A 22,202-nucleotide genomic window follows, 5' to 3' on the forward strand; every position below is an offset into this window, starting at 1 on the left:
GACCGCAACCGTAAGATTGCGATCTTTTATGCAGCTTCACAAGTGTTATTAGCGAATAATACCGCGCTCAGAAATCTCTAACATGTCTAGCATCGGTTGGATCGAGTCAAACTCTTTTGCCATTTCTACTAGACTAGCTTTTGCGTCTTCAAGTGTTTTACCTGAACGGTAAATTTCTTTGTACGCTTTCTGCAAAGCACGGATTTCAGGCTTCTCGAAACCATTACGCTTAAGGCCAACAAGGTTTAAGCCAAACGGTGTCGCATGGTTACCTTGTGCAAGTACGTAAGGAAGTACGTCTTGAACAACAGCAGAGCAACCGCCAATGTATGAGTAAGCACCGATATTACAGAATGGGTGAATCGCTGAAAGTGCCATAACACCAGCGTAATCACCAACCGTAACGTGACCACCAAGGATGGCATTGTTACCTACATGAGTATGGTTACCAACAATCACATCATGAGCAATGTGTGCATTAACACAAAGTAGGTTATCGTTGCCGATTACCGTTGTCGCTTTGTCTTGTGTTGTACCACGATGGATTTGAACCGCTTCACGGATAACATTACGATCGCCGATAACAACCGTAGTTTCTTCACCGCCATATTTCTTATCTTGGTTCTCTTCACCAATTACGGCATGTGGAAAGATACGGTTCTCTTTACCAATCGTTGTATGACCTTTGATGACAACATGAGACATCACTTCAGTGCCTTCACCAATCTCAATCTTACCTGAGATATAAGTGAATGGACCAACGGTCACATTTGCTGCAATCTTAACTTCACCTTCAATAACAGCTGAAGGGTGAATTTGGGCTGTTTCATGAATCATATTAAAACTCTCGACGAGCACATTTTAGTTCCGCAGAACACACAACTTCACCATCGACTTTCGCAACGCCTTTGAACGCAGCAATACCGCGACGCTCTTTCAGGAATTCAACTTCGATAATCAGTTGGTCACCAGGAACAACTGGTTTACGGAATTTCGCGCCATCAACACTCGCAAAGTAGTACAGTTCATTTTCTGAAGGAGCACCAAACGATTTGAATGCCAATAGACCAGTCGCCTGAGCCATCGCTTCTAGGATAAGTACACCTGGAAATACAGGTAGCTGAGGGAAATGACCTGTAAACTGAGGTTCATTCACTGAAACGTTTTTGATCGCCGTTAGGTATTTCTCTTCTTGGAAATCAATTACGCGATCGATGAGCAAGAATGGGTAGCGATGTGGTAACAATTCCTGGATTTCAGTGATGTTCATCGTTTTCTGTTCAGTAGTCAAAGTCATATTCCTATTTTGAATGCTAAATTTGGTTGCTGGCAGGCATTATATACTCAAGTGAGCCTAAGGTGTAATCCCACCCGAAAATTGGTTGGCTATATAGACAAAAAGACTCGCGAAGTGCGAGCCTTTTAATCAGAAATGGAATTAAGATTCTTCTTTCTGCTCTAATTGCTTTTCAACAGCCTTCAGACGCTTATTCATCTCATCAATGCGATGAACGCGGGTAGCTGTTTTACGCCACTCTTTGTTTGGCTGAAGTGGAATACCAGAGGAGTACATACCTTTCTCTGAAATACCACGCATGACCATACCCATACCCGTGATGGTCACGCCATCAGCGATTTCGATATGACCATTAATTACGGTGCCACCACCGATAATACAGTATTTACCGATAGTAGTGCTGCCTGCGACAATCGTACCACCAGCCATAGCTGTACCATATCCGATGTGTACGTTATGCGCGATCTGCAACTGGTTATCTAAGATGACGTTATCTTCAATCACCGTATCATCCAATGCACCACGGTCAATCGTCGTACATGCACCAATTTCAACACGGTTGCCGATACGAACACTGCCTAGCTGAGGGATTTTCACCCACTCACCTTTCTCGTTCGCATAACCAAAACCATCTGAACCGATCACTGAATTCGCCTGAACTAGACAGTCAGAGCCAATCTGTACTTCATGATAAACACTGACATTTGACCAAAGCTTTGAGTTCGCACCGATCTTGGCATTTTTACCAACGAAACAGCCAGCGCCAATAACCGTGTTATCACCCAGTTCAACACCAGACTCAATCACAGCATTTGCACCAATCGAAACATCTTTGCCAAGCTTCGCATCTTCGGCTACAACCGCTGAAGGAGCAATGCTGATCGCAGGTGCTGGAGTACTATCTAACGCTTGAGTTACTTTCGCAAATGCCACGTAAGGGTCAGCAACAACCAGTACATTTCCACTGCACTGTTCACGCTGAGCCTCTTTGACCATCACGACAGTGGCCTGACATTGAGCTAAGTGCTTAGCATATTTAGGATTAGACAAGAAGGTTACATGCCCTTCTTGCGCTTTATCCATTGGCGCAACCATGGTGACAGTTGCTGCTGCGTCACCATGTAGTTCGCCCCCGGTAATGGTTGCCAATTCGGCTAAAGAAATTGCTGTCATAGTTTTAATTATTTAAGTGCTTTGATAACTTTTTCTGAAATGTTGTATTCAGGCTTACCGTACTGCATCGTTTGAATATCAATAACGATGTCGTAGCCTTCTTTCTTAGCAACTTTCGCTACTGCATCTTGAATCACTTTAAACAGCTTTTGCTTCTCTTGAGCTTCACGGCGAGCCGATGCTTGCTCTAGTGCTTGAGCCTTGATCTTGTACTTGCTATCTAGCTGACCAATTTCAATACGCAGTTTCTCAACTTCGTCTTGACCTAGCAGCTCACCATCACGCTTTAGCTTTTCGATTTTTGTCTTAGCTTGCGCTTGGATTGCTTTTAGCTCATCCGCTTTATCTTTGAACTCTTTCTGCATCTTTTGCAGTACAACTTCACGTTGAGGAAGCGCTTGGAATACTTGAGCCGTGTTGACATAGCCGATCTTTTGCGCCGCTTCAGCTGCATTAGCAAAGAAAGAAGACGTCATTACAAGAAGGCTTAGACCAGCCGCTTTAATTGTTTTATTCACTTTATTTTCCTCTGTTTTAGAAGGTTCTGCCGATGGTGAAAGTGAAGAATTCTTCGTCATCACCTTCATAACTTTCAATAGGTTTAGCAATAGAGAAGACTAGAGGTCCCATTGGTGACATCCATTGCAATGCTGCACCATAAGATGCACGGATGTTCATTGGGTCTGAGTAATCATCGTAGTAACGTTCGCCAGCGTAGCTCGGGTCATAGGAAAACTCGGTATCCCAAACACTTGCCGCGTCCACAAACACACTAGTACGAATTTGATTTCTTACTTCTTCAGAAGCAAACGGCGTTGGGACAATCAGTTCCAAACTCGCTAATGCGACTGCGTTACCACCTACCGAATCGTCGGTCGCTGATACACAGCTTGCGCTGTTACACGTCGCCGGATTTCCGTTAGTGGTATAAACCGCTTTTGGACCCGCACTGTTCGAACCAAAACCACGTAAGGTTGTAAAGCCACCCGCATAGTAGTTTTCGTAGAATGGGAACAAGTTATCGTTACCATCTGTTTGACCATAACCGTTACCGTAACCTAAGCGACCACGCATCAAGAGCGTAAATTCATGCTTTTTGGTAATTGGTACGTACTGTCGAACGTCATACTGAACTTTAAAGTACTGAGCATCAGAACTTGGCACAGTCGCCTTAGCGAAAGCACGTTGATAGTTACCTGCGGTAGGGAAATAACCACGGTTCAGGTTGTTACGTGTCCATGATACGTTAACATCAAAGTCGTTTGTCAGAATATCGCCATTCTCTTGGCCAATACTCTGGGCAAATAACTGAGCTTGGTCATAAGTTGGTACGTTACCGATCTTGTTGTGGGTATAGCCTACACCAAACTCAAAACGGTTAAGTTCATCGAATGGGAAACCCCAAGTTAAGCTCGCACCGTAACTTTCGTTGGTATAGTCAACAATACCCGCTTCCGATGCTTCAAACTCGTTGTAGAAAATCTTACCGCCAAGACTGACACCATCAAGGTTCCAGTATGGGTCGCGATAATCTAAGCTGATGTTCTTTTGGTAGTCGTTCATCATCGCGTTAATACCAACGCGGTTACCACTACCTACGAAGTTATCTTGCTGCAAACCAACTTGGAAGCTAACACCTGATTCAGTACCGTAGCCAATACCGAAGTTAACGCTGCCTGAGTTAGCCTCTTTCACGTTGTAGACCAAGTCAACTTGGTCAGTACTGCCCGGTACGCGCACAGTCTGTACATCAACTGTTTCAAAGTAGCCCAAGCGGTTTAGGCGGCTTTTTCCTGTCTCAATCGATTTTGAGTTCAGCCAGCTGCCTTCCATTTGACGCATTTCACGACGCAGAACTTCATCTTTCGTCGAGTTGTTACCCACGAAGCGAATATCACGCACGTAAATGCGTTGTCCCGCTTCGACGTTAACAACCAGAGATACGGTCTGGTTCTCATCATCAAACTCTGGAATGGTGCGCACTTGAGGGTAGGCATAGCCTGCTTCACCAAGTAGACGCTTAACATTCTCTTCTAGACCCGTAACCGCAGAACCGTTATAGGTTTCACCACTTTCAAATGGTACTAGCTTCTCGAATTCAGCTTCTTTGCCCAGTAGCTCACCACGGAACTTCACATCACTCACACTGTATGGCTGGCCTTCATTTAGGCCAAGGGTGATATAAACCCCTTTTTTGTCTGGTGAAATCGCTACTTGAGTAGAATCAATTTGGAATTTAAGGTAACCACGATCAAGGTAGTATGACTTAAGTGCCTCGATATCACCCGCCAGAACCTGCTTCTGATACTTATCATCCGCAAGGAAGTTCCACCAAGCAACATCGACATTAAGATCAAAGCGACTCAGTAGCTCTTCATCTGTGTATTGGGTATTACCAATAAAGTTGATCTGCTTAATCTTGGCAGACACGCCTTCAGTAAAGACAAACTTCAGGTCAGAACGGTTACGAGGTAAAGGTGTCACGACCGCTTTTACGCCAGCATTGTACTTACCCACGCTGTAGTAGAAGTCTTCTAAGCCTTTTTCAATGGTTGAAAGCGTTGTGCGGTCAAGCGCTTCACCAACACGGATGCCTGACGCATCCAAGTTCTGCTGAAGTTGTTCTTCTTTGATCGCTTTGTTACCTGAGAATGAGATGCTCGCTATCGTTGGACGTTCTTTAACTTGAACAACCAATACATCGTTATCACGCAGCACTTTGATATCTTCAAAGTTACCGGTGGCATATAGCGCGCGTATTGTCTCAGACACATCTTGATTATCGACTGTATCGCCAACTCGTACTGGCATCTTCAGCAATGCTGCACCCAGTGCAACTCGCTGAAGGCCTTCAATTCTAATATCTTGAACTACGAAGTTCTCGGCACCGTTTGCACTGACACTAGTCGCCAACAAAGTTGCAAACAGAATATTTTTCATCGCCATATTTGTTTTTGTTATTCCTTAATTCAACCTTTGCTCAATTACAAACGAGCAAAATCATTGAAAATTGCCACTGCCATAAGAGAGAAGATAATTGCACCGCCTACGCGGTAACCCATTTCCTGAATTTTCTCAGGGACAGGGCGTCTTATTACAGCCTCAATAGCAAAAAACAATAAATGTCCGCCATCTAACATAGGTAACGGTACAAGGTTAATAATCCCTAAGTTAACACTGATTAATGCAAGGAAACCTAAAAAGTAGACTAAGCCATAATCGGCAGTCATACCGGCCCCTTTTGCGATCGAAATAGGTCCACTTAAGTTATTCAATCCAACATCACCAACAATCAGCTTTTTGAGCATACTGATTGTCAGACTGATTACCTGACCTGTTTTCTCAACCGCCTTACCGACTGAATCAATTACACCAAATTGTAAGTCGAAGCGATAATTTTCTGGCCATTCTGCGACTTCAGGAGCGATTCCAGCAAAACCAATCACTCGCTTGTCAGCAAGTTCACGGCTATCAGGAATCATCGTTAAACTAACGCTCTCTCCATTTCGCTCAATTTGAAGCTCAACCGGTGTATTTGGGTGTTGTTGAATCGCTTCAACAACTTGAGCCCATTCACTAATTTCTTGACCATCAAGGGAAACAAGTAAATCACCAACCTCAAGTCCTGCTTTTGCACCCGCGCCATCTTCTGACACTGCAGTCAGGCGCGGTGTAATCGCAGGGGTGAATGGAACAAAACCGAGCGCTGACATTGCAGACTCTTTCTCTGGATCAAAGTTCCACTCAGTTAAATCAAAATGCTTAACTTGCTCTACACCAATACCGTCAGCAGGAGCAACGGTCATGGTTAACTGGCGGTCACCGATATGAGCAATAAGGCCCATATTAACCGATTCCCAATCCGCAGTTTTGACGCCGGAAACCGATTTTAGTTCCATTCCAGATTCTAAACCTGCATCAGCAGCAATCGAGTAAGGGGTCACTTCACCTACCACCGGCTTAACAGCAGGAACGCCGATTAAGAAAACCAACCAATAAGCAAAGATAGCAAATAAGAAGTTAAAAGCCGGTCCCGCTGCAACAATGGCCGTTCGTTTCCATAGAGGCTTGCGATCAAAAGCAAACTCATACTCACCTTCAGCAAGGTCATCAACACGCCCATCGAGCATTTTGACGTAACCGCCTAATGGAATAACTGAAACACTATACTCAGTGCCATCCTTACCCACTTTGCTCCAAATGGATTTACCGAAACCAATTGAAAACTTTTCAACTTTGACACCGCAGCGTCGCGCTACCCAAAAGTGGCCAAACTCGTGAACCGCTACCAGAATTCCTAGTGCGATTATGAAGGAAGCAAAGTTCCACAAAATACCTGTCATCGCTTAAGCCCACTTACGATCGTTACCGCTAATTCTCTTGCTATTCTATCGAGCTCTAAAATGCTTTCCAAGTCACTGCATTGCGACGAGCTGTAAGAACCTATGATATTGCTCGCTACTTGCTCATTTACCTTGGCGATATCAGTAAAGCGAAGCTGTTTGTTTAAAAACGCATCAACGGCAATTTCATTGGCAGCGTTAAGTGCTGTGGTCGCATGTTGACCGGCATAACACGCCTCAATTGCCAGCTTTAAGCATGGGTAACGGTTAAAGTCTGGCTCAAGGAACGTCAGCTCTCCTACCTTGGTAAAGTCAAGTGCAGGTACACCAGCTTCAATTCGTTCTGGATACGAAAGCGTCAGAGCAATAGGCGTGGCCATGTCAGGCTCGCCCATCTGTGCTAATACTGAGCCATCTTTGTATTGAACCATAGAATGAATAACAGACTGCGGATGAATCACAACCTTGAGCTGCTCACGTTGAGTATTGAACAGCCATTTCGCCTCAATATACTCAAGACCTTTATTCATCATAGTCGCAGAGTCTACCGAGATTTTTGGCCCCATAGACCAATTAGGGTGCGCAATAGCTTGCTCTGGCGTCACATCATCAAGTGAACTGATATCGCTATAACGGAACGGACCACCTGAGCCGGTTAGCAAGATATGTGAAATACCGTGGTTATCAAGCTGGCAGTGGCCTAAGTTCGTTTGAATATCGCTAGGTAAACATTGGAAAATAGCATTATGCTCGCTATCAACAGGCAGCAATTCTGCACTATGCTTGTTCACCGCATCGATAAACAACTGGCCAGACATCACCAACGCCTCTTTATTTGCTAAGAGCACGCGCTTACCCGCTTTGACTGCCGCCATTGTCGGTAGCAAACCTGCTGCCCCCACAATTGCAGCCATAACGGTATCGACCTCATCCATTGATGAGACTTCACACATCGCATCAACACCTGACAGCACCTGAGTGGCTATTTTAAGTTCAGAGAGTTGAAGCTTGAGTTGTTTAGCGGCGTTGTCATCAGCCATAACAGCAAACTTAGGCTGCCATTTCTGACACAGTTCTCGCATTTTCGCTACGTTTTGCCCTGCGGCTAACGCAACCACTGAAAACTTCTCAGGATTTTGTTCGAGAACCTTAAACGTGCTTGCTCCAATCGAGCCTGTCGCACCTAGAATCGTTAACTTACGCATAGCGAGAAACCAAAGTATGGTAAGGGCAAGCCGAAGCTTGCCTTAAAATATGAAGTATAGGAAAGCAAAAACAGGAAATGCCGCTGTTAGGCTATCAATGCGGTCTAATACACCGCCATGTCCAGGAATGATGTTGCTGCTGTCCTTAATACCAGAGACTCGTTTAAACATGCTTTCAACTAAATCGCCTAGCACTGAAATCACCACAGTCACTAGCGTAATCGCCACCATAGTAAAGGTGCTATCGAACTGGAGATTAAACCATTGCGCCGTTCCCCAGCCGACTAAAATTGCAGTAATAATACCGCCAACAAGGCCTTCAATCGTCTTATTCGGGCTAACATGAGGGGCCATTTTATGTTTGCCGAAGCTCTTACCAGCAAAGTAAGCGCCGCTGTCCGCTGCCCAAACAATAAAGCAGACGTAAAGGACTAACTTAGCACCATGATAAGGGTCAACATCGACTCCTTCGGCGCGAAGCAGCAAAACACTCCAAAAGAATGGCAACAACGTGAGTATGCCAAAGCTATGGCGTAAAAAGTTAGAGTTCTGCCAGAATGACGAAGATTTCGGGTAAGTGATGGCTAAAGCGCTAGCCACTAACCACCAAATAAAGCCTACTGCCAAAATAGCGTAATGACCGTCAGAAATTAGATTCAGACTTAGGCTGTCGAATGGAATAAAAATCAGACTTGCAGCGCTGACGGCCACCGTCGGAATTAATGCCATAGTACGCGACTTAGCATCAACGAATTGCGTCCACTCCCAGTAACCAATCAATGTAACAACAGCAATGGCTGCCATAAACAGTGGTAATGAAAGCTCAAATATCCCTAAAATCACCAGAGGAGCAAGGATAAGCGCGGTAATAATTCTTTGTTTCAAACTTGGATCCTTTATTCGCTGTCCATTAGCGCTTTGATTTGCTCACCAGTACAACCAAATCGGCGTTCACGGTTCACAAACCAAGTCACAGCTTCAATCAAGCTGTTTTCATCGAACTCAGGCCAGTACACTGGAGTAAAGTACAGCTCCGCGTAAGCCATCTGCCACAACATGAAGTTGCTGATGCGGCATTCACCACTGGTTCGAATCATCAAATCAACTTCAGGTAAATCTGCCATGGTAAGGTGTTCAGTTATCAGCTCTTCGCTGACATCTTCCGCCTTCAATTCGCCATTGGCAACCTTAGCTGAAATTGCTTTCGTCGCCTGCATAATATCCCACTTGCCACCGTAGTTAGCCGCAATATTGATAACCATGCCTGTATTTGATTCAGTTAAAGCCTCAGCTTGAGCGATCTTCTTTTGCAAGCGATCGTTAAAACGGGACTTATCGCCGATAACGCGTAGGCGTAAGTTATTCTTATGAAGTTTTTTCACTTCTGTTGAAAGAACTGAAATAAACAGCTCCATCAGCACACCAACTTCTTCTTCAGGGCGACGCCAGTTTTCACTACTAAACGCAAATAGAGTAATTGCCTTTATGCCTAGTTTCGCTGAAGTTGAAATCGCTTTACGTACCGCAGCAACACCATTTTTATGACCAAATACACGAGGTTTACCTTGTGCCTTCGCCCAGCGGCCATTGCCATCCATAATGATTGCGATATGTTTTGGGAGTAAATCAGGAGAGAGTTGTGAGTTATGCATAAAACATTGATAGATAATCAGCAGGAGAGAGAGATTAGCATAAAAAAACGCTGTGCTGCGAGCACAGCGCCATTTATATAGAAAGATTATAGAGAATTAGACTTCCATCAACTCTTTTTCTTTCGCAGCTAACACTTCATCTACCTGCTTAACTGCAGCATCTGTTAGCTTTTGAATCTCATCTTGACCTTTACGATCTTCATCTTCAGAGATTTCTTTGTCTTTTAGTAGTGCTTTCAGTTCACCGTTAGCATCACGACGGATGTTACGGATAGCAACACGGCCACCTTCAGCTTCACCACGTACGATCTTAACTAGGTCTTTACGACGTTCTTCAGTTAGTGGAGGAAGTGGAACGCGAATGATAGTACCAGCAGACATTGGGTTTAGACCAAGGTCAGACATCATGATTGCTTTTTCAACTTTTTGCGTAAGCTCTTTGTCGAATACTGTGATTGCTAGTGTACGTGCATCTTCAGCTACAACGTTTGCTACTTGGTTAAGAGGCGTTGGAGCGCCGTAGTACTCTACAGAGATACCAGATAGTAGACTTGGGTGCGCACGACCTGTACGAACTTTAGAAAGGTTGTTCTTTAGCGCTTCTACGCTTTTTTCCATGCGCTCTTGAGCGTCTTGTTTGATTTCGTTAATCACAATATCACCTTAATGTGTAATTCTTTCTCGAAGAAAGCCTATGCGGGAGTCTTCAAAAGGCAATACCGTAGCATAAATCAATTTACGCTACGGTGATTGGAGTTACTCTGCGCCGCTGATTAGCGTGCCTTCTGCTTCACCCATTACCACGCGACGAAGTGCACCTGGCTTATTCATATTGAATACGCGGATTGGCATTTTGTGGTCACGAGCCAGTGTAAATGCAGCCAAATCCATCACTTTTAGCTCTTTTTCAAGAACTGCATTGAATGAAAGCTTATCATACAGCTCTGCGTCAGGGTTTGCTACAGGGTCAGCGCTAAATACGCCATCTACTTTTGTCGCTTTTAGAACTACGTCAGCTTCAATTTCAATACCGCGCAAACATGCAGCAGAATCTGTAGTAAAGAACGGGTTACCAGTACCTGCAGAGAAAATCACTACACGGCCTTGGCGAAGTTCGCGGATAGCGTCAGCCCAGTTGTAATCGTCACACACACCTTTAAGAGGAATTGCTGACATTACGCGAGCGTTCACGTATGCACGGTGAAGAGCATCACGCATGGCTAGGCCATTCATTACTGTTGCTAGCATACCCATGTGGTCACCAACAACACGGTTCATACCCGCTTCGGCTAGGCCTGCACCGCGGAATAGGTTACCACCACCGATAACCACACCAACTTGAACACCAAGTTCAACCAACTCTTTTACTTCTTGTGCCATGCGATCAAGAACCGCTGGATCAATGCCGAAACCATCTTCGCCTTGAAGAGCTTCACCACTCAGTTTTAACAGAATACGTTGATACGCTGGTTTAGGGTTCGTAGTCATGGAGTTTACCTTCCAAAAGAGAGTTGTTGATTAACAGTCATGGATGAAGACTTATATAGTCTGCATTCATCACAGTTAAACGATTAATCGTTAGTCGTAAAAAGACCGCAGCCTTGGCTACGGTCTAAATAATATGCGAGTCTCTAAGGATTAACCTTTTTGAGCTGCAGCTACTTCTTCAGCGAAGCTCATTTCTTCAGCTTTCTCAATACCTTCACCTACTTCTAGGCGAACGAATGAAACAACTGAAGCGCCTTTTTCTTTCAGCATTTCGCCTACAGATTTCTTAGGCTCCATGATGAACGCTTGACCAGTTAGAGAGATTTCGCCCGTGAATTTCTTCATACGGCCAACAACCATTTTCTCTGCGATCTCAGCAGGCTTGCCTTCGTTCATAGCGATTTCAACTTGAACTTCTTTCTCTTTAGCAACTACGTCAGCTGGTACGTCTTCTGGGTTAACGTACTCTGGCTTAGAAGCAGCAACGTGCATTGCAACGTGCTTAAGAGTTTCAGCGTCGCCTTCACCAGCAACAACTACACCGATCTTCTCGCCGTGACGGTAAGAAGCTAGTGCAACACCTTCAACGTACTGAACGCGACGGATGTTGATGTTTTCGCCGATTTTAGCTACTAGAGCAACGCGAGTTTCTTCGAACTTAGCTTGTAGTTCTTCAACAGAAGCTTTAGAAGCTAGAGCGTCAGCTGCAACTTCTTCAGCGAATGCTGTGAAGTTACCATCTTTAGCAACAAAGTCAGTTTGGCAGTTAACTTCAAGAAGAACAGCAACGCCGTTTTCTTCTTTAATGATGATTGCGCCTTCAGCAGCAACGTTACCTGCTTTTTTAGCAGCTTTCGCAGCGCCTGATTTACGCATGTTTTCGATTGCTAGTTCGATGTCAGCGTTTGCTTCAACAAGCGCTTTCTTACATTCCATCATACCTGCGCCAGTGCGTTCGCGCAGTTCTTTAACTAGAGCAGCAGTAACAGCCATTCTAAATTCCTCAGTTGATTCTGGATTTGGTAAAAAACAGGGGCCTACATTTTCGGCCCCTGCTGATAACTATAACTCAGTTCATGCTACAACTTGGTTGCACATAGACTAAGTGTGACTAGGAGCCGCTATTATTCAGCTTCTACGAAACCGTCTTTTTCAGCAGCTACAGCTACGTCTTTGTTACGGCCTTCAGTTACTGAAGTTGCAACAGCGTTTAGGTATAGCTGTACCGCACGGATCGCATCGTCGTTACCTGGGATGATGTAGTCAACGCCGTCTGGGTTAGAGTTAGTATCTACTACAGCGTATACTGGAATACCTAGGTTGTTAGCTTCTTTAATCGCAATGTGTTCGTGATCAGCGTCGATTACGAATAGAGCGTCTGGTAGGCCGCCCATGTCTTTGATACCACCAAGAGATTTCTCTAGCTTCTCCATTTCGCGAGTACGCATTAGAGCTTCTTTCTTAGTTAGTTTATCAAAAGTACCGTCTTGAGCTTGAGCTTCAAGTTCTTTTAGACGCTTGATTGACTGACGAACAGTTTTGTAGTTTGTAAGCATACCGCCTAACCAGCGGTTGTTTACGTAAAACTGGTTGCTTGCGATTGCAGCTTCTTTAACAGCTTCAGATGCAGCGCGCTTAGTACCAACAAATAGAACTTTACCTTTCTTCTCGCCAACTTTAGCTAGTTCAGCTAGAGCGTCGTTGAACATTGGTACAGTTTTTTCTAGGTTGATGATATGAACCTTGTTACGAGCACCAAAGATGAATGGCTTCATTTTTGGGTTCCAGTAACGAGTCTGGTGACCGAAGTGAACACCAGCTTTTAGCATATCGCGCATTGATACAGTTGCCATTTTAAAATCCTCTATGGGGTTAGGCCTCCACATCCCCCATAACTCCGACTAGGCTTCTGCCCAGCACCCCGGAATATGTGACGGAATGTGTGTGATTTAAAGATATAAGTTAGTTGGAAGTAATCGGCTTCGCCAGCTAAGAGACTTAACTAGAGAGAACAGACCACATTTCCGGCGCGCTTTATACCATATTTTCGCCCTCTTTGGCTAGTAAAAAAACATTCAGTCGCCTTTTTGACGTACAGTTAATCGATGAGATCTTCCCTTCGCTCATGAAGAATAATTCTCATTATGTAGTGTTCCTGCTAGAATGCGCCCATTCGCACCTGTGTGTGCAACCGAATAAAGTAGAGAAAGCCGATGTCAATCAAGATTAAAACAGTTGAAGAAATCGAACGTATGCGACTAGCGGGCGCGTTGGCCGCTGAAATCCTAGAGATGATCGAACCACACATCAAAGAAGGTGTGACAACAGATGAGCTTAACCAAATCTGTCATGATTACGGGATTGAAAAAGGCGCCTACTCTGCACCTCTTGATTACCATGGTTTCCCAAAATCAATCTGTACCTCTATCAACCATATCGTTTGTCACGGTATTCCTGCTTCTCAAGATGAAGTGGGCAGCAATGGTCAACTAAAACCAGCGGTACTTAAGAATGGCGACATCATCAACGTCGATATCACCGTGATCATTCCAAATGAAGACGGTGTGGATTTAAGTGTTCGCCCAGATGGTTACCACGGTGATACCTCTAAGATGTTCTTTGTTGGCGATGTATCCCCTGCTGACAAGCGCCTATGTATGGTGACGCAAGAAGCACTTTACGTCGGAATGCGCCAAGTGAAGCCAGGCGCAACGGTTGGTGATATCGGTACCGCAATTGAGAAATACATTAAGACGAACAACAAGAACAACCCACGTAACAAGTTCTCTATTGTTAAAGACTTCTGTGGTCACGGCATTGGTAACGAATTCCATGAAGAGCCGCAAATCGTTCATTACAAAAACAATGACCGCCGTGTTCTCAAAGAAGGCATGTGTTTCACTATCGAGCCTATGATTAATGAAGGTAAGTTCGGTGTTACTGTTGATGCAGAAGATGACTGGACAGTTTACACAGGCGATGCGAAGAAATCAGCACAGTATGAGCACACGATTCTGGTGACCAAAACTGGCTGTGAAGTGCTAACGCTGCGCAGTGATGACACTATCCCACGCTTAATGAATAACGCTTAATCACAACGTTTTAAAAATATCCCCGCTCAGTCGGGGATATTTTTTTATTTGCGCCATTTTGATAGATTGTTACCTAATGGACCTTCTGCACGGATTTGCTGTATGCCCTTTCAATCTCCACTAACGTTTGACAATGACCAACTTTCTGTCTCTGAACTTAAAAGTCAGTTAGAAAAATTCGCTCACTATCAGAAGCAAGAGTTTCTCAATCACCACCCGGTTAGCGCCTTAGTTCTCGGGCGAGCCGAATATATCGACCTGATGCTCAATCGTTTGTGGATTCACTTTGGATTTGCGGCTTTACCCAACATCAGCCTCGTTGCAGTAGGGGGATATGGCCGTGGCGAACTTCACCCCTTATCAGACATTGATATCCTTATCGTTTCAAGAAAAGCGTTACCAGAGTCGCTGGCAGGTAAAGTCAGTGAGTTTATAACCCTACTATGGGATTTACGCCTAGAAGTCGGTCACGCGGTTCGCTCTGTGGAAGAGTGTGCTGAAATTGGTCGAGATGATTTGACGGTAGCCACCAATCTGCAAGAGGCGAGATTACTATGTGGCTGTGAGGATACTTTCCATCAGTTAAGAATGGTCATTCACTCCGAATCATTCTGGCCAAGCGAGGTCTTCTACAAGGCCAAAGTCCAAGAGCAACGTGATCGCCACGCCCGATATCACGACACGACCTATAACTTAGAACCGGATATCAAATCAACACCCGGTGGACTGCGCGATATCCACACTCTAAGTTGGGTCGCGCGTCGTCACTTTGGCGCCACTTCACTGTTAGAAATGAGCCGCTACGGGTTCCTAACTGACGCTGAGTACCGTGAGTTGGTCGAGTGTCAAGATTTCCTCTGGCGTGTTCGTTTTGCCCTGCATATCGAGCTCAAGCGTTATGACAACCGACTTACCTTTGCCCACCAAGCACAAGTTGCCGAAAGCTTAGGTTATTCAGGTGAAGGCAATCGCGGCGTTGAAATGATGATGAAAGAGTTCTATCGCACACTGCGTCGAGTAGCGGAACTCAATAAAATGCTGCTGAAACTGTTTGATCAAGCAATCCTCAATAATGGCATTGAGGAACAACCACAGATATTGAGTGATGATTTCCAACGTCGAGGTCACTTAATTGAGGCTCGTAAGCCAGCATTGTTCCAAGCAAGGCCTGAGACAATTCTCGATATGTTCTTGCACATCGCCAACGACTCAACCATCGAAGGCGTGGCTCCGCCAACACTACGCCAGCTTAGAACAGCGCGCAGAAGGTTGAATAAATTCCTGCACACCATTCCTGAAGCTCGTGAAAAGTTCATGGATTTATGTCGCCACCCTAACGCACTGCATAAAGCCTTTAGCCTGATGCATAAACTCGGTGTGCTCGCTGCCTACCTGCCCCAGTGGAGTCAGATTGTAGGCCAAATGCAGTTTGACCTGTTTCACGTCTATACGGTCGATGAACACAGCGTACGACTGCTCAAACATATCAACACATTCAGCTACGCTAAAAACCATGATAAGCACCCTATTTGTTGCGAAGTTTACCCAAGGATTCAGAAAAAAGAGCTGCTGCTCATCGCAGCAATTTTCCATGATATCGGTAAAGGTCGCGGCGGAGACCACTCGGTAATCGGTGAAGGAGAAGCGTATGCTTTCTGTATTGAGCATGGCTTATCCAAACCAGAAGCTAAGTTAGTGTCATGGCTAGTACGCAACCACCTATTGATGTCGGTGACCGCTCAGCGACGTGATATATACGATCCTGAAGTCATTACAGAGTTCGCCAAGCAGGTACGAGATGAAGAGTACCTCGAATACTTAGTATGCCTAACGGTCGCAGATATCTGTGCGACTAACCCAGAGCTTTGGAACAGTTGGAAACGCACCCTACTCGCTGAGCTATTTTATTCGACTCAGCGAGCACTGCGTCGCGGCTTAGAGAACCCTGTCGATGTCCGAGAGCGTATTCGCCACAATCAACAACTCGCATCAGCTCTGCTGCGCAAAGAAGGCTTCAGTGCGCGTGAAATAGAGGTACTGTGGCAACGCTTTAAAGCAGATTACTTCCTACGCCATAGCCATAAGCAGATTGCTTGGCACTGCATGAACTTACTTCGTCATGAAGATCACTCTCAACCGCTGATCCTCATATCGAAGAAAGCGACCCGAGGCGGTACTGAAGTGTTTGTCTACTGCAAAGACCAACACGCCCTATTTGCTTCTGTGGTTGCAGAGCTTGATAGACGCAACTTTAACGTCCATGACGCCCAAGTTATGACCAGCAAAGATGGTTATGTACTCGATACCTTTATGGTGCTCGATCAAAATGGTGACGCGATTGATGAATCACGTCATAAAGCAGTCACCAAACATCTGGCTCATGTCTTGGCAGATGGTCGTCCAACCAAGATCAAACGACGCCGAACCCCACGAAACTTGCAGCACTTTAAAGTTAAAACGACGGTGGACTTCTTACCGACTAAAAGTAAAAAGCGCACGTTATTGGAATTTGTCGCGCTGGATACTCCTGGGCTATTGGCAACCGTCGGTGCCACGTTCGCCGATCAAGGTGTTCACCTTCATGCCGCAAAGATCACTACCATTGGCGAACGAGCGGAAGACCTTTTCATTATCACCAGTCCAAGTGGCGGTAAACTGACTGAAGAGGAACAAGCTGAATTACGCGAAAAACTTAGACAAAACATCGCAGAATTAGCGCCTTAAGCGATCTCAACCACAAGTTGTTAACTTGATTAAAAAAGCACTGTCTACCACGATCATAGGCTGCTACATTAATAATTGAATTATTCATTTCCTGCATAAAGTGGGAAACATTACCCCAACACAATAGAGGTAGCCTATGTATCCACACCTCACTGGTTTAGGAATCCACGATCCTAAACAAATTGAGCGCTATTCACTTCGCCAAGAAGCGCACAAGGATGTGTTAAAAATCTATTTTCGTAAGCAAAAAGGTGAGTTGTTTGCGAAAAGCGTTAAGTTCAAATACCCACGTCAGGTTAAAAATGTTTTGGTTGATAGTGGCAGTCACAAGTACCGTGAAGTGACTGAAATCAACCGTAATTTAACCTTGGTGATTGACGAACTTAATAAGCTAACTAAGCCAGAAAAACCGGCCGAGTTGGATGTGAAAGAGAAGATTCTTTCTGATCTAAGACACTTGGAAAAAGTGGTTTCAAGCAAGATCGCGGAGATCGAAGCGGATCTAGACAAGCTGAAGTAGTAACGCTTTCAAAGCAAGAAGAGTTAAGGGTTGGCATTACTGCCAGCCCTTTTTATTTTTATTGGCGAACCTTTCAGTCTCAAGAATGAGGGACGAGTGAGTTGGGGATCTCTTAAACCTAGTCGAAAACGATGAGAGATTCCCGACTCCTTCCTTCGTCTGTCTATGGAATGACGTGGCCTTTACGCCGCTTCCAGATAGACTTTAAACCAACCAACCTGCATATTTACCAACAAAATACAACGCAACACCCGCCATGGCACCAGCCACAATATCATCAACCATGATACCTAAACCGCCATGGACACGCTTATCTAGCCAGCCAATTGGCCACGGCTTAACCATGTCGAAGAAGCGAAACAGAACAAAGCCCGTGACTAGCCATTTCCAGTCCGTTGCTGACAAGTTAAACAGCGGCACCACCAGCATGGTAATCCAAAAACCTGCAAATTCATCCCACACAATAGAGCCATGATCGTGCACGCCCATATCGTCAGATGTCACCTGACAAATCTTAATCCCAATGACACAAGAAACTAACACCGCCACGATATAGAGCGGGAGTGGCAATTGAACCAGCAACAAATAAAAAGGGACCGCTGCGAGTGTGCCCATCGTACCGGGTACGATAGGTGATAAACCACTGCCAAAGCCAGTCGCTAATAAATGCCAAGGATTTTTCAAAGAGATAAGTGCAAGAGGGTTTGTCATAACTGTCGTATTCTATTTAAAGTGATCATAGCCGCTAAGAGACCAATCAATGGCTTGACCATCACTATGCAGCTCAAAGGTACCTTGCGGTCGAATTTGACCAATACAGGTAACTTTGGCACCGCAATGCGCCAAGGCACTTTCAATTGAGCCTTTGTTTTGCTCCGGAACAGTAAAACAGAGCTCATACTCTTCACCGCTAGAGAGCGCATATTGCTGGGCCATAGCCGGAGTCTCTACAAATTGAAGTAGTTCATTAGAAACAGGAAGGCTGGCGACGTCAATGCTCACACCCACATTTGAGCGTTTCAAGATGTGTTTGAGATCTGAAATGACGCCATCTGAGATATCAATCGCTGAACTGGCTAAGTTCAGCAGAGCTTGCCCTGCTAATACTCTTGGGGTTGAGAGGTAATGTCTTCTCTCCAGCTCTTCAGCATACGGTTTATTGCGTAGCTCTGGGTTAAGAATAACGTCTAATCCGGCTTTACTGTCACCTAAATTGCCCGTCACATAGACCCAGTCTCCGACCTTTGCGCCATCTCGACGTAGCGCTTTATCTGGGTCAACCAAGCCTTGTACCGTTAAAGTGAGACTTAATGGTCCCTTGGTCGTATCCCCACCAATTAACTGGATATCGAAGTAATCAGCTAACTCGAAGAAGGCATCACAAAATGGCGCTAACCATTCTTCATCAGGGCTTGGCATCGTCAAGGCAAAAGAGACCCATGCAGGAGTCGCTCCCATCGCTGCAAGATCACTGATGTTAGACGCAAGAGCCTTATGTGCCACCCAAGTAGGGTTAGCGTTAGCAAGGAAGTGTGTTCCAGCCACTAAGGTGTCGGTGCTAATCGCGATCGACAAGCCCTCTGGAGCTTTTACCAACGCGCAATCATCACCCGCAGCAAGAAGTACATCTTTACGCTGCTTTTGGCGGCCCATAAAATATTTTTCGATTAAGTTAAATTCACCGGACATACGAAATCTACGAATGATTCAAAGTAACAAGCATAAAAAAGGTCAGCGTTTGCTGACCTTTTGGTAATCTTAGTCGATTATTTCTTACGTACGTGTGGCGCGGCTTTATCAAGCACACCATTGACGAACTTATGGCTTTCTTCTGCTGCGAAAACTTTTGCAAGTTCAATCGCTTCATTGATTACCACTTTGTAAGGGACATCTTCACGACGCGTCATTTCATACATAGCAAGACGAAGCAATGCTAGCTCCATCATATCCAAATCTTGCATTGGACGTGCTGTGTATGGACGAATCTTACTATCTAGCTCTGTGTGACTTAGCACAACACCTGTTAGTAGGTCACGGAAGTATGCAACGTCTGTGTCTGGAGCAGAAAGTGCCGGTTCAGAAGCATGATGTTCTTCTTCATCATACTTACCACCTGACAGAAATTGCTCCTCGATGGTAGCAACATTTTCTTTAGTAATTTGCCAAGAGTAGATCGCTTGTAGAGCGAATCGACGTGCATTACGACGTGCGGCTGGTTTCACACTGGCCCCCATTAGGAATCGATTTCTGAAAGAACGTTAATCATCTCAAGTGCGCTTAGTGCAGCCTCTGCACCTTTATTACCAGCCTTGGTTCCTGCGCGCTCAATTGCTTGGTCAATTGTATCAACGGTAAGTACGCCAAATGCAACTGGAAGAGAGTATTCCAGAGATACTTGCGCAAGACCTTTGTTACATTCACTACAAACATAGTCAAAGTGTGGTGTACCACCACGGATTACCGTACCTAGTGATACGATTGCATCAAACTTGCCTGTTTTAGCAACGCGTTGAGCAACAAGCGGAAGTTCAACTGCACCAGGGCAACGAACTACAGTAATGTTGTCTTCGCTAACTTGGCCGTGACGCTTTAAAGTATCGATTGCACCAGACAATAGACTTTCGTTAATAAAACTGTTGAAACGAGAAATAACGATAGCAATTTTTGCGTTTGGCGCTGGGAAGCCACCCTCGATCACTTTCATAAGCCTTCCTTTAACTATGTTCATCAAGTGAGAATCGCCGGATTCTAGCACAAATCTGTGAGCAATATCTAATAGAAATTTAACAGAAGTGACACTACAGAGGTAAACCCTCTATCCAGCTTTTGACCGCGCCTTGATGTTAACCAAGGCGTGGTAACCAAGAGTTAGTGCTTATTCACACACATACTCAACGACGTTCAATCCAAAGCCACCTAAAGCATGGTATTTCTTGCTTGCCGACGAGAGCAGACGCATATCGTGCACACCCAGATCGGCTAAAATTTGTGAACCTACACCGACTCGACGTGACGTGCCTTGTTTTTTAGCAAGTGTTGGGGCTTGGCCCTTATCTTGCGCTTCAAACATTTTCACGCGGTGGATCAGCAAATCGGTTGATTCTTCATTACCTAAGATAACTAGAACACCACCCTCACTACCAATGCGCTTCATCGCCGCATCCAGTGTCCAGCTACGCTCAGCATTACGGTCACTGTGCAGAAGATCGGTAAAGGTATCTTGTAAGTGAACACGTACTAGTGGCGCTTCAGCCGTTAGATCGCCTTTACATAATGCATAGTGGATTTGATTGTCGATAACATCGCGGTACGTGACCAAATCGAAATCACCAAATTCAGTTGGCAGCTTACACTCCGCAACACGTTCAATGGTTGTTTCCGTGTTATTGCGGTATTCGATAAGGTCAGCGATCGTACCTAACTTCAAGCCATGTTTTTCAGCAAAGATCTCTAGATCTGGACGACGTGCCATGGTGCCATCGTCATTTAGAATCTCAACAATTACACCTGAAGGTTCATGACCAGCTAAACGTGCTAAATCACAGCCCGCTTCCGTATGGCCTGCACGAGTTAGAACGCCACCTTCTTGCGCTGCAAGAGGGAAGATATGACCAGGCTGAACTAGATCTGCTGCTTTTGCCTCTTTCGCTACTGCCGCTTGCACTGTACGCGCACGGTCAGCCGCTGAAATACCCGTAGTCACACCTTCAGCAGCTTCGATAGAAACGGTAAAGTTAGTCGTGTACTGGGCATTGTTGTCTTGAACCATTGGCGGTAAACCTAGACGTTCACAACGCTCTTTGGTCATTGTCAGACAGATTAAGCCACGACCATGAGTCGCCATAAAGTTGATCGCTTCTGGCGTGATCATCTCAGCCGACATAATTAGATCGCCTTCATTTTCACGATCTTCATCATCCATCAGGATGACCATTTTACCTAGGCGAATATCTTCAATAATTTCTTGAGGCGTACTAATTGGCATTTTGGTATTCCTATCTTAAGGCATCGAGCGAGTATGGCGTCGCCGCTAATGTTTGTATAATTCTTGGTTTATGCAAAACCGTTCTGCTGCAAAAAGTCCATCGTAATGCGCGATTCAGACTGCTGCTCGCGTTGAGAAGTCAATAAGCGCTCCATATAACGCGCCAGTACATCGACTTCTAAATTGACTTTACGGCCAACGTGAAAGTCAGCAATAGTGGTCTCTTCACCGGTATGAGGAACGATGGTCAGCTTAAACGCGTTCTTACGCAGATCGTTGACTGTTAGGCTAATACCATCAACTGTAATCGAGCCTTTTTCGGCAACATATTTGGCAATCTCTTCAGGCATTGAAACCCAAAACTCGATAGCACGGCCAACCATGTTGCGCTCTACGATTTCACCAACACCGTCGACGTGACCAGAAACAATATGCCCACCAAAACGTGTAGTCGGTAACATTGCTTTCTCTAGGTTAACCTTGTCACCCGCTTGGTAATCAGTAAAGCCGGTTTTTTGCAGCGTTTCGATAGATAAATCCGCTGTATAGCTGGTTGAACTGAAGTCCACTACCGTTAAGCAAACTCCGTTGGTCGCAATGCTGTCACCCAGTTTAACGTCGGACATATCCAGTTTGCCGACTTCCACTGTGACACTAATATCTTCGCCTTTTTGCGTGATTGCAGTTAGGGTACCCACTGCTTCAACAATACCTGTAAACATG

General features: G+C 45.1%; 22 protein-coding genes. 3 read left to right on the forward strand and 19 right to left on the reverse strand.

Features of this window, described 5'->3' with window-relative positions; translation table 11 throughout:
• Positions 1–48: 48 nt before the first annotated feature.
• From lpxA to rpsB, 13 genes are all read right to left on the reverse strand, one after another.
• Complete coding sequence (gene lpxA, locus VIA_RS19165) at positions 49–837, reverse strand: acyl-ACP--UDP-N-acetylglucosamine O-acyltransferase (RefSeq protein WP_004415243.1); 789 nt, start codon at positions 835–837, stop codon at positions 49–51.
• A gap of 1 nt (position 838) precedes the next feature.
• Complete coding sequence (gene fabZ / locus VIA_RS19170) at positions 839–1,291, reverse strand: 3-hydroxyacyl-ACP dehydratase FabZ (protein WP_004415245.1); 453 nt, start codon at positions 1,289–1,291, stop codon at positions 839–841.
• A gap of 147 nt (positions 1,292–1,438) precedes the next feature.
• Positions 1,439–2,470 (reverse strand): UDP-3-O-(3-hydroxymyristoyl)glucosamine N-acyltransferase, encoded by a 1,032-nt coding sequence (lpxD, locus tag VIA_RS19175; protein ID WP_004415247.1) that lies wholly within the window; start codon positions 2,468–2,470, stop codon positions 1,439–1,441.
• An 8-nt stretch (positions 2,471–2,478) separates the two neighbouring features.
• A complete protein-coding gene (locus tag VIA_RS19180) occupies positions 2,479–2,988 on the reverse strand; it encodes an OmpH/Skp family outer membrane protein (protein ID WP_004415248.1) in 510 nt (169 codons plus the stop codon).
• A gap of 16 nt (positions 2,989–3,004) precedes the next feature.
• Positions 3,005–5,416 (reverse strand): outer membrane protein assembly factor BamA, encoded by a 2,412-nt coding sequence (bamA, locus tag VIA_RS19185; RefSeq protein WP_004415250.1) that lies wholly within the window; start codon positions 5,414–5,416, stop codon positions 3,005–3,007.
• A 38-nt stretch (positions 5,417–5,454) separates the two neighbouring features.
• Complete coding sequence (rseP, locus tag VIA_RS19190; protein WP_004415252.1) at positions 5,455–6,813, reverse strand: sigma E protease regulator RseP; 1,359 nt, start codon at positions 6,811–6,813, stop codon at positions 5,455–5,457.
• Positions 6,810–8,018 carry a 1-deoxy-D-xylulose-5-phosphate reductoisomerase gene (ispC, locus tag VIA_RS19195; protein WP_004415253.1) on the reverse strand — a complete coding sequence of 403 codons (1,209 nt, stop codon included), beginning with the start codon at positions 8,016–8,018 and terminating at the stop codon, positions 6,810–6,812. Before ispC ends, rseP begins: the two co-directional genes overlap by 4 nt.
• 42 nt (positions 8,019–8,060) lie before the next feature.
• The gene (locus VIA_RS19200) at positions 8,061–8,903 is read right to left on the reverse strand and encodes a phosphatidate cytidylyltransferase (RefSeq protein WP_004415255.1); all 843 of its coding nucleotides are present in this window, start codon (positions 8,901–8,903) and stop codon (positions 8,061–8,063) included.
• A gap of 11 nt (positions 8,904–8,914) precedes the next feature.
• Positions 8,915–9,670, reverse strand: a complete 756-nt coding sequence (locus VIA_RS19205) for an isoprenyl transferase (protein ID WP_004415257.1) — start codon at positions 9,668–9,670, stop codon at positions 8,915–8,917.
• Positions 9,671–9,766: 96 nt separating this feature from the next.
• On the reverse strand, positions 9,767–10,324 hold the full coding sequence (gene frr, locus VIA_RS19210; protein WP_004415258.1) for a ribosome recycling factor: 558 nt from the start codon (positions 10,322–10,324) through the stop codon (positions 9,767–9,769).
• 102 nt (positions 10,325–10,426) lie between these two features.
• Positions 10,427–11,158 (reverse strand): UMP kinase, encoded by a 732-nt coding sequence (gene pyrH, locus VIA_RS19215; protein ID WP_004415259.1) that lies wholly within the window; start codon positions 11,156–11,158, stop codon positions 10,427–10,429.
• A gap of 150 nt (positions 11,159–11,308) precedes the next feature.
• Positions 11,309–12,151, reverse strand: coding sequence for a translation elongation factor Ts (gene tsf / locus VIA_RS19220; protein ID WP_004415261.1), 843 nt, complete (start codon positions 12,149–12,151; stop codon positions 11,309–11,311).
• Between the two features lie 131 nt (positions 12,152–12,282).
• Positions 12,283–13,011, reverse strand: coding sequence for a 30S ribosomal protein S2 (gene rpsB / locus VIA_RS19225; RefSeq protein ID WP_004415263.1), 729 nt, complete (start codon positions 13,009–13,011; stop codon positions 12,283–12,285).
• Positions 13,012–13,371: 360 nt separating this feature from the next.
• On the opposite strand from rpsB, the gene map reads away from it, so the two are divergent.
• From map to VIA_RS19240, 3 genes are all read left to right on the forward strand, one after another.
• Positions 13,372–14,250 (forward strand): type I methionyl aminopeptidase, encoded by an 879-nt coding sequence (gene map / locus VIA_RS19230; protein ID WP_004415265.1) that lies wholly within the window; start codon positions 13,372–13,374, stop codon positions 14,248–14,250.
• A 102-nt stretch (positions 14,251–14,352) separates the two neighbouring features.
• Entirely contained in the window at positions 14,353–16,974 is a 2,622-nt protein-coding gene (gene glnD, locus VIA_RS19235) for a bifunctional uridylyltransferase/uridylyl-removing protein GlnD (protein ID WP_004415266.1), read from the forward strand.
• Positions 16,975–17,110: 136 nt separating this feature from the next.
• Positions 17,111–17,494 (forward strand): DUF3461 family protein, encoded by a 384-nt coding sequence (locus tag VIA_RS19240; RefSeq protein ID WP_004415267.1) that lies wholly within the window; start codon positions 17,111–17,113, stop codon positions 17,492–17,494.
• Between the two features lie 204 nt (positions 17,495–17,698).
• Here the strand turns inward: VIA_RS19240 and pgpA are convergent, their stop codons facing one another.
• The 6 genes from pgpA to VIA_RS19270 all read right to left on the reverse strand — a co-directional run bounded on the left by pgpA (position 17,699) and on the right by VIA_RS19270 (position 22,201).
• A complete protein-coding gene (gene pgpA, locus VIA_RS19245; RefSeq protein WP_004415269.1) occupies positions 17,699–18,205 on the reverse strand; it encodes a phosphatidylglycerophosphatase A in 507 nt (168 codons plus the stop codon).
• A 12-nt stretch (positions 18,206–18,217) separates the two neighbouring features.
• On the reverse strand, positions 18,218–19,183 hold the full coding sequence (gene thiL, locus VIA_RS19250; protein ID WP_004415271.1) for a thiamine-phosphate kinase: 966 nt from the start codon (positions 19,181–19,183) through the stop codon (positions 18,218–18,220).
• Positions 19,184–19,260: 77 nt separating this feature from the next.
• Positions 19,261–19,728 carry a transcription antitermination factor NusB gene (nusB, locus tag VIA_RS19255; RefSeq protein ID WP_004415273.1) on the reverse strand — a complete coding sequence of 156 codons (468 nt, stop codon included), beginning with the start codon at positions 19,726–19,728 and terminating at the stop codon, positions 19,261–19,263.
• Positions 19,728–20,198 carry a 6,7-dimethyl-8-ribityllumazine synthase gene (ribH, locus tag VIA_RS19260; RefSeq protein ID WP_004415274.1) on the reverse strand — a complete coding sequence of 157 codons (471 nt, stop codon included), beginning with the start codon at positions 20,196–20,198 and terminating at the stop codon, positions 19,728–19,730. The genes nusB and ribH overlap by 1 nt, the downstream gene beginning before the upstream one ends.
• Before the next feature lie 171 nt (positions 20,199–20,369).
• Positions 20,370–21,479 (reverse strand): bifunctional 3,4-dihydroxy-2-butanone-4-phosphate synthase/GTP cyclohydrolase II, encoded by a 1,110-nt coding sequence (gene ribBA, locus VIA_RS19265; protein ID WP_004415276.1) that lies wholly within the window; start codon positions 21,477–21,479, stop codon positions 20,370–20,372.
• Positions 21,480–21,547: 68 nt separating this feature from the next.
• A complete protein-coding gene (locus VIA_RS19270; RefSeq protein ID WP_004415277.1) occupies positions 21,548–22,201 on the reverse strand; it encodes a riboflavin synthase in 654 nt (217 codons plus the stop codon).
• Position 22,202: the final 1 nt, after the last annotated feature.

It is taken from the genome of Vibrio orientalis CIP 102891 = ATCC 33934 (genome assembly GCF_000176235.1).
Taxonomy (GTDB): domain Bacteria; phylum Pseudomonadota; class Gammaproteobacteria; order Enterobacterales; family Vibrionaceae; genus Vibrio; species Vibrio orientalis.

Coding starts and splice junctions, on each gene's coding strand:
- tsf (WP_004415261.1), bottom strand. CDS start 12,151: ATGGCTGTTACTGCTGCTCTAGTTAAAGAACTGCGCGAACGCACTGGC.
- VIA_RS19205 (WP_004415257.1), bottom strand. CDS start 9,670: ATGCATAACTCACAACTCTCTCCTGATTTACTCCCAAAACATATCGCA.
- lpxA (WP_004415243.1), bottom strand. CDS start 837: ATGATTCATGAAACAGCCCAAATTCACCCTTCAGCTGTTATTGAAGGT.
- VIA_RS19240 (WP_004415267.1), top strand. CDS start 17,111: ATGTATCCACACCTCACTGGTTTAGGAATCCACGATCCTAAACAAATT.
- map (WP_004415265.1), top strand. CDS start 13,372: ATGTCAATCAAGATTAAAACAGTTGAAGAAATCGAACGTATGCGACTA.
- thiL (WP_004415271.1), bottom strand. CDS start 19,183: ATGTCCGGTGAATTTAACTTAATCGAAAAATATTTTATGGGCCGCCAA.
- rseP (WP_004415252.1), bottom strand. CDS start 6,813: ATGACAGGTATTTTGTGGAACTTTGCTTCCTTCATAATCGCACTAGGA.
- ispC (WP_004415253.1), bottom strand. CDS start 8,018: ATGCGTAAGTTAACGATTCTAGGTGCGACAGGCTCGATTGGAGCAAGC.
- pyrH (WP_004415259.1), bottom strand. CDS start 11,158: ATGACTACGAACCCTAAACCAGCGTATCAACGTATTCTGTTAAAACTG.
- rpsB (WP_004415263.1), bottom strand. CDS start 13,011: ATGGCAACTGTATCAATGCGCGATATGCTAAAAGCTGGTGTTCACTTC.
- pgpA (WP_004415269.1), bottom strand. CDS start 18,205: ATGACAAACCCTCTTGCACTTATCTCTTTGAAAAATCCTTGGCATTTA.
- lpxD (WP_004415247.1), bottom strand. CDS start 2,470: ATGACAGCAATTTCTTTAGCCGAATTGGCAACCATTACCGGGGGCGAA.
- VIA_RS19270 (WP_004415277.1), bottom strand. CDS start 22,201: ATGTTTACAGGTATTGTTGAAGCAGTGGGTACCCTAACTGCAATCACG.
- glnD (WP_004415266.1), top strand. CDS start 14,353: ATGCCCTTTCAATCTCCACTAACGTTTGACAATGACCAACTTTCTGTC.
- ribBA (WP_004415276.1), bottom strand. CDS start 21,479: ATGCCAATTAGTACGCCTCAAGAAATTATTGAAGATATTCGCCTAGGT.
- nusB (WP_004415273.1), bottom strand. CDS start 19,728: ATGGGGGCCAGTGTGAAACCAGCCGCACGTCGTAATGCACGTCGATTC.
- ribH (WP_004415274.1), bottom strand. CDS start 20,198: ATGAAAGTGATCGAGGGTGGCTTCCCAGCGCCAAACGCAAAAATTGCT.
- bamA (WP_004415250.1), bottom strand. CDS start 5,416: ATGGCGATGAAAAATATTCTGTTTGCAACTTTGTTGGCGACTAGTGTC.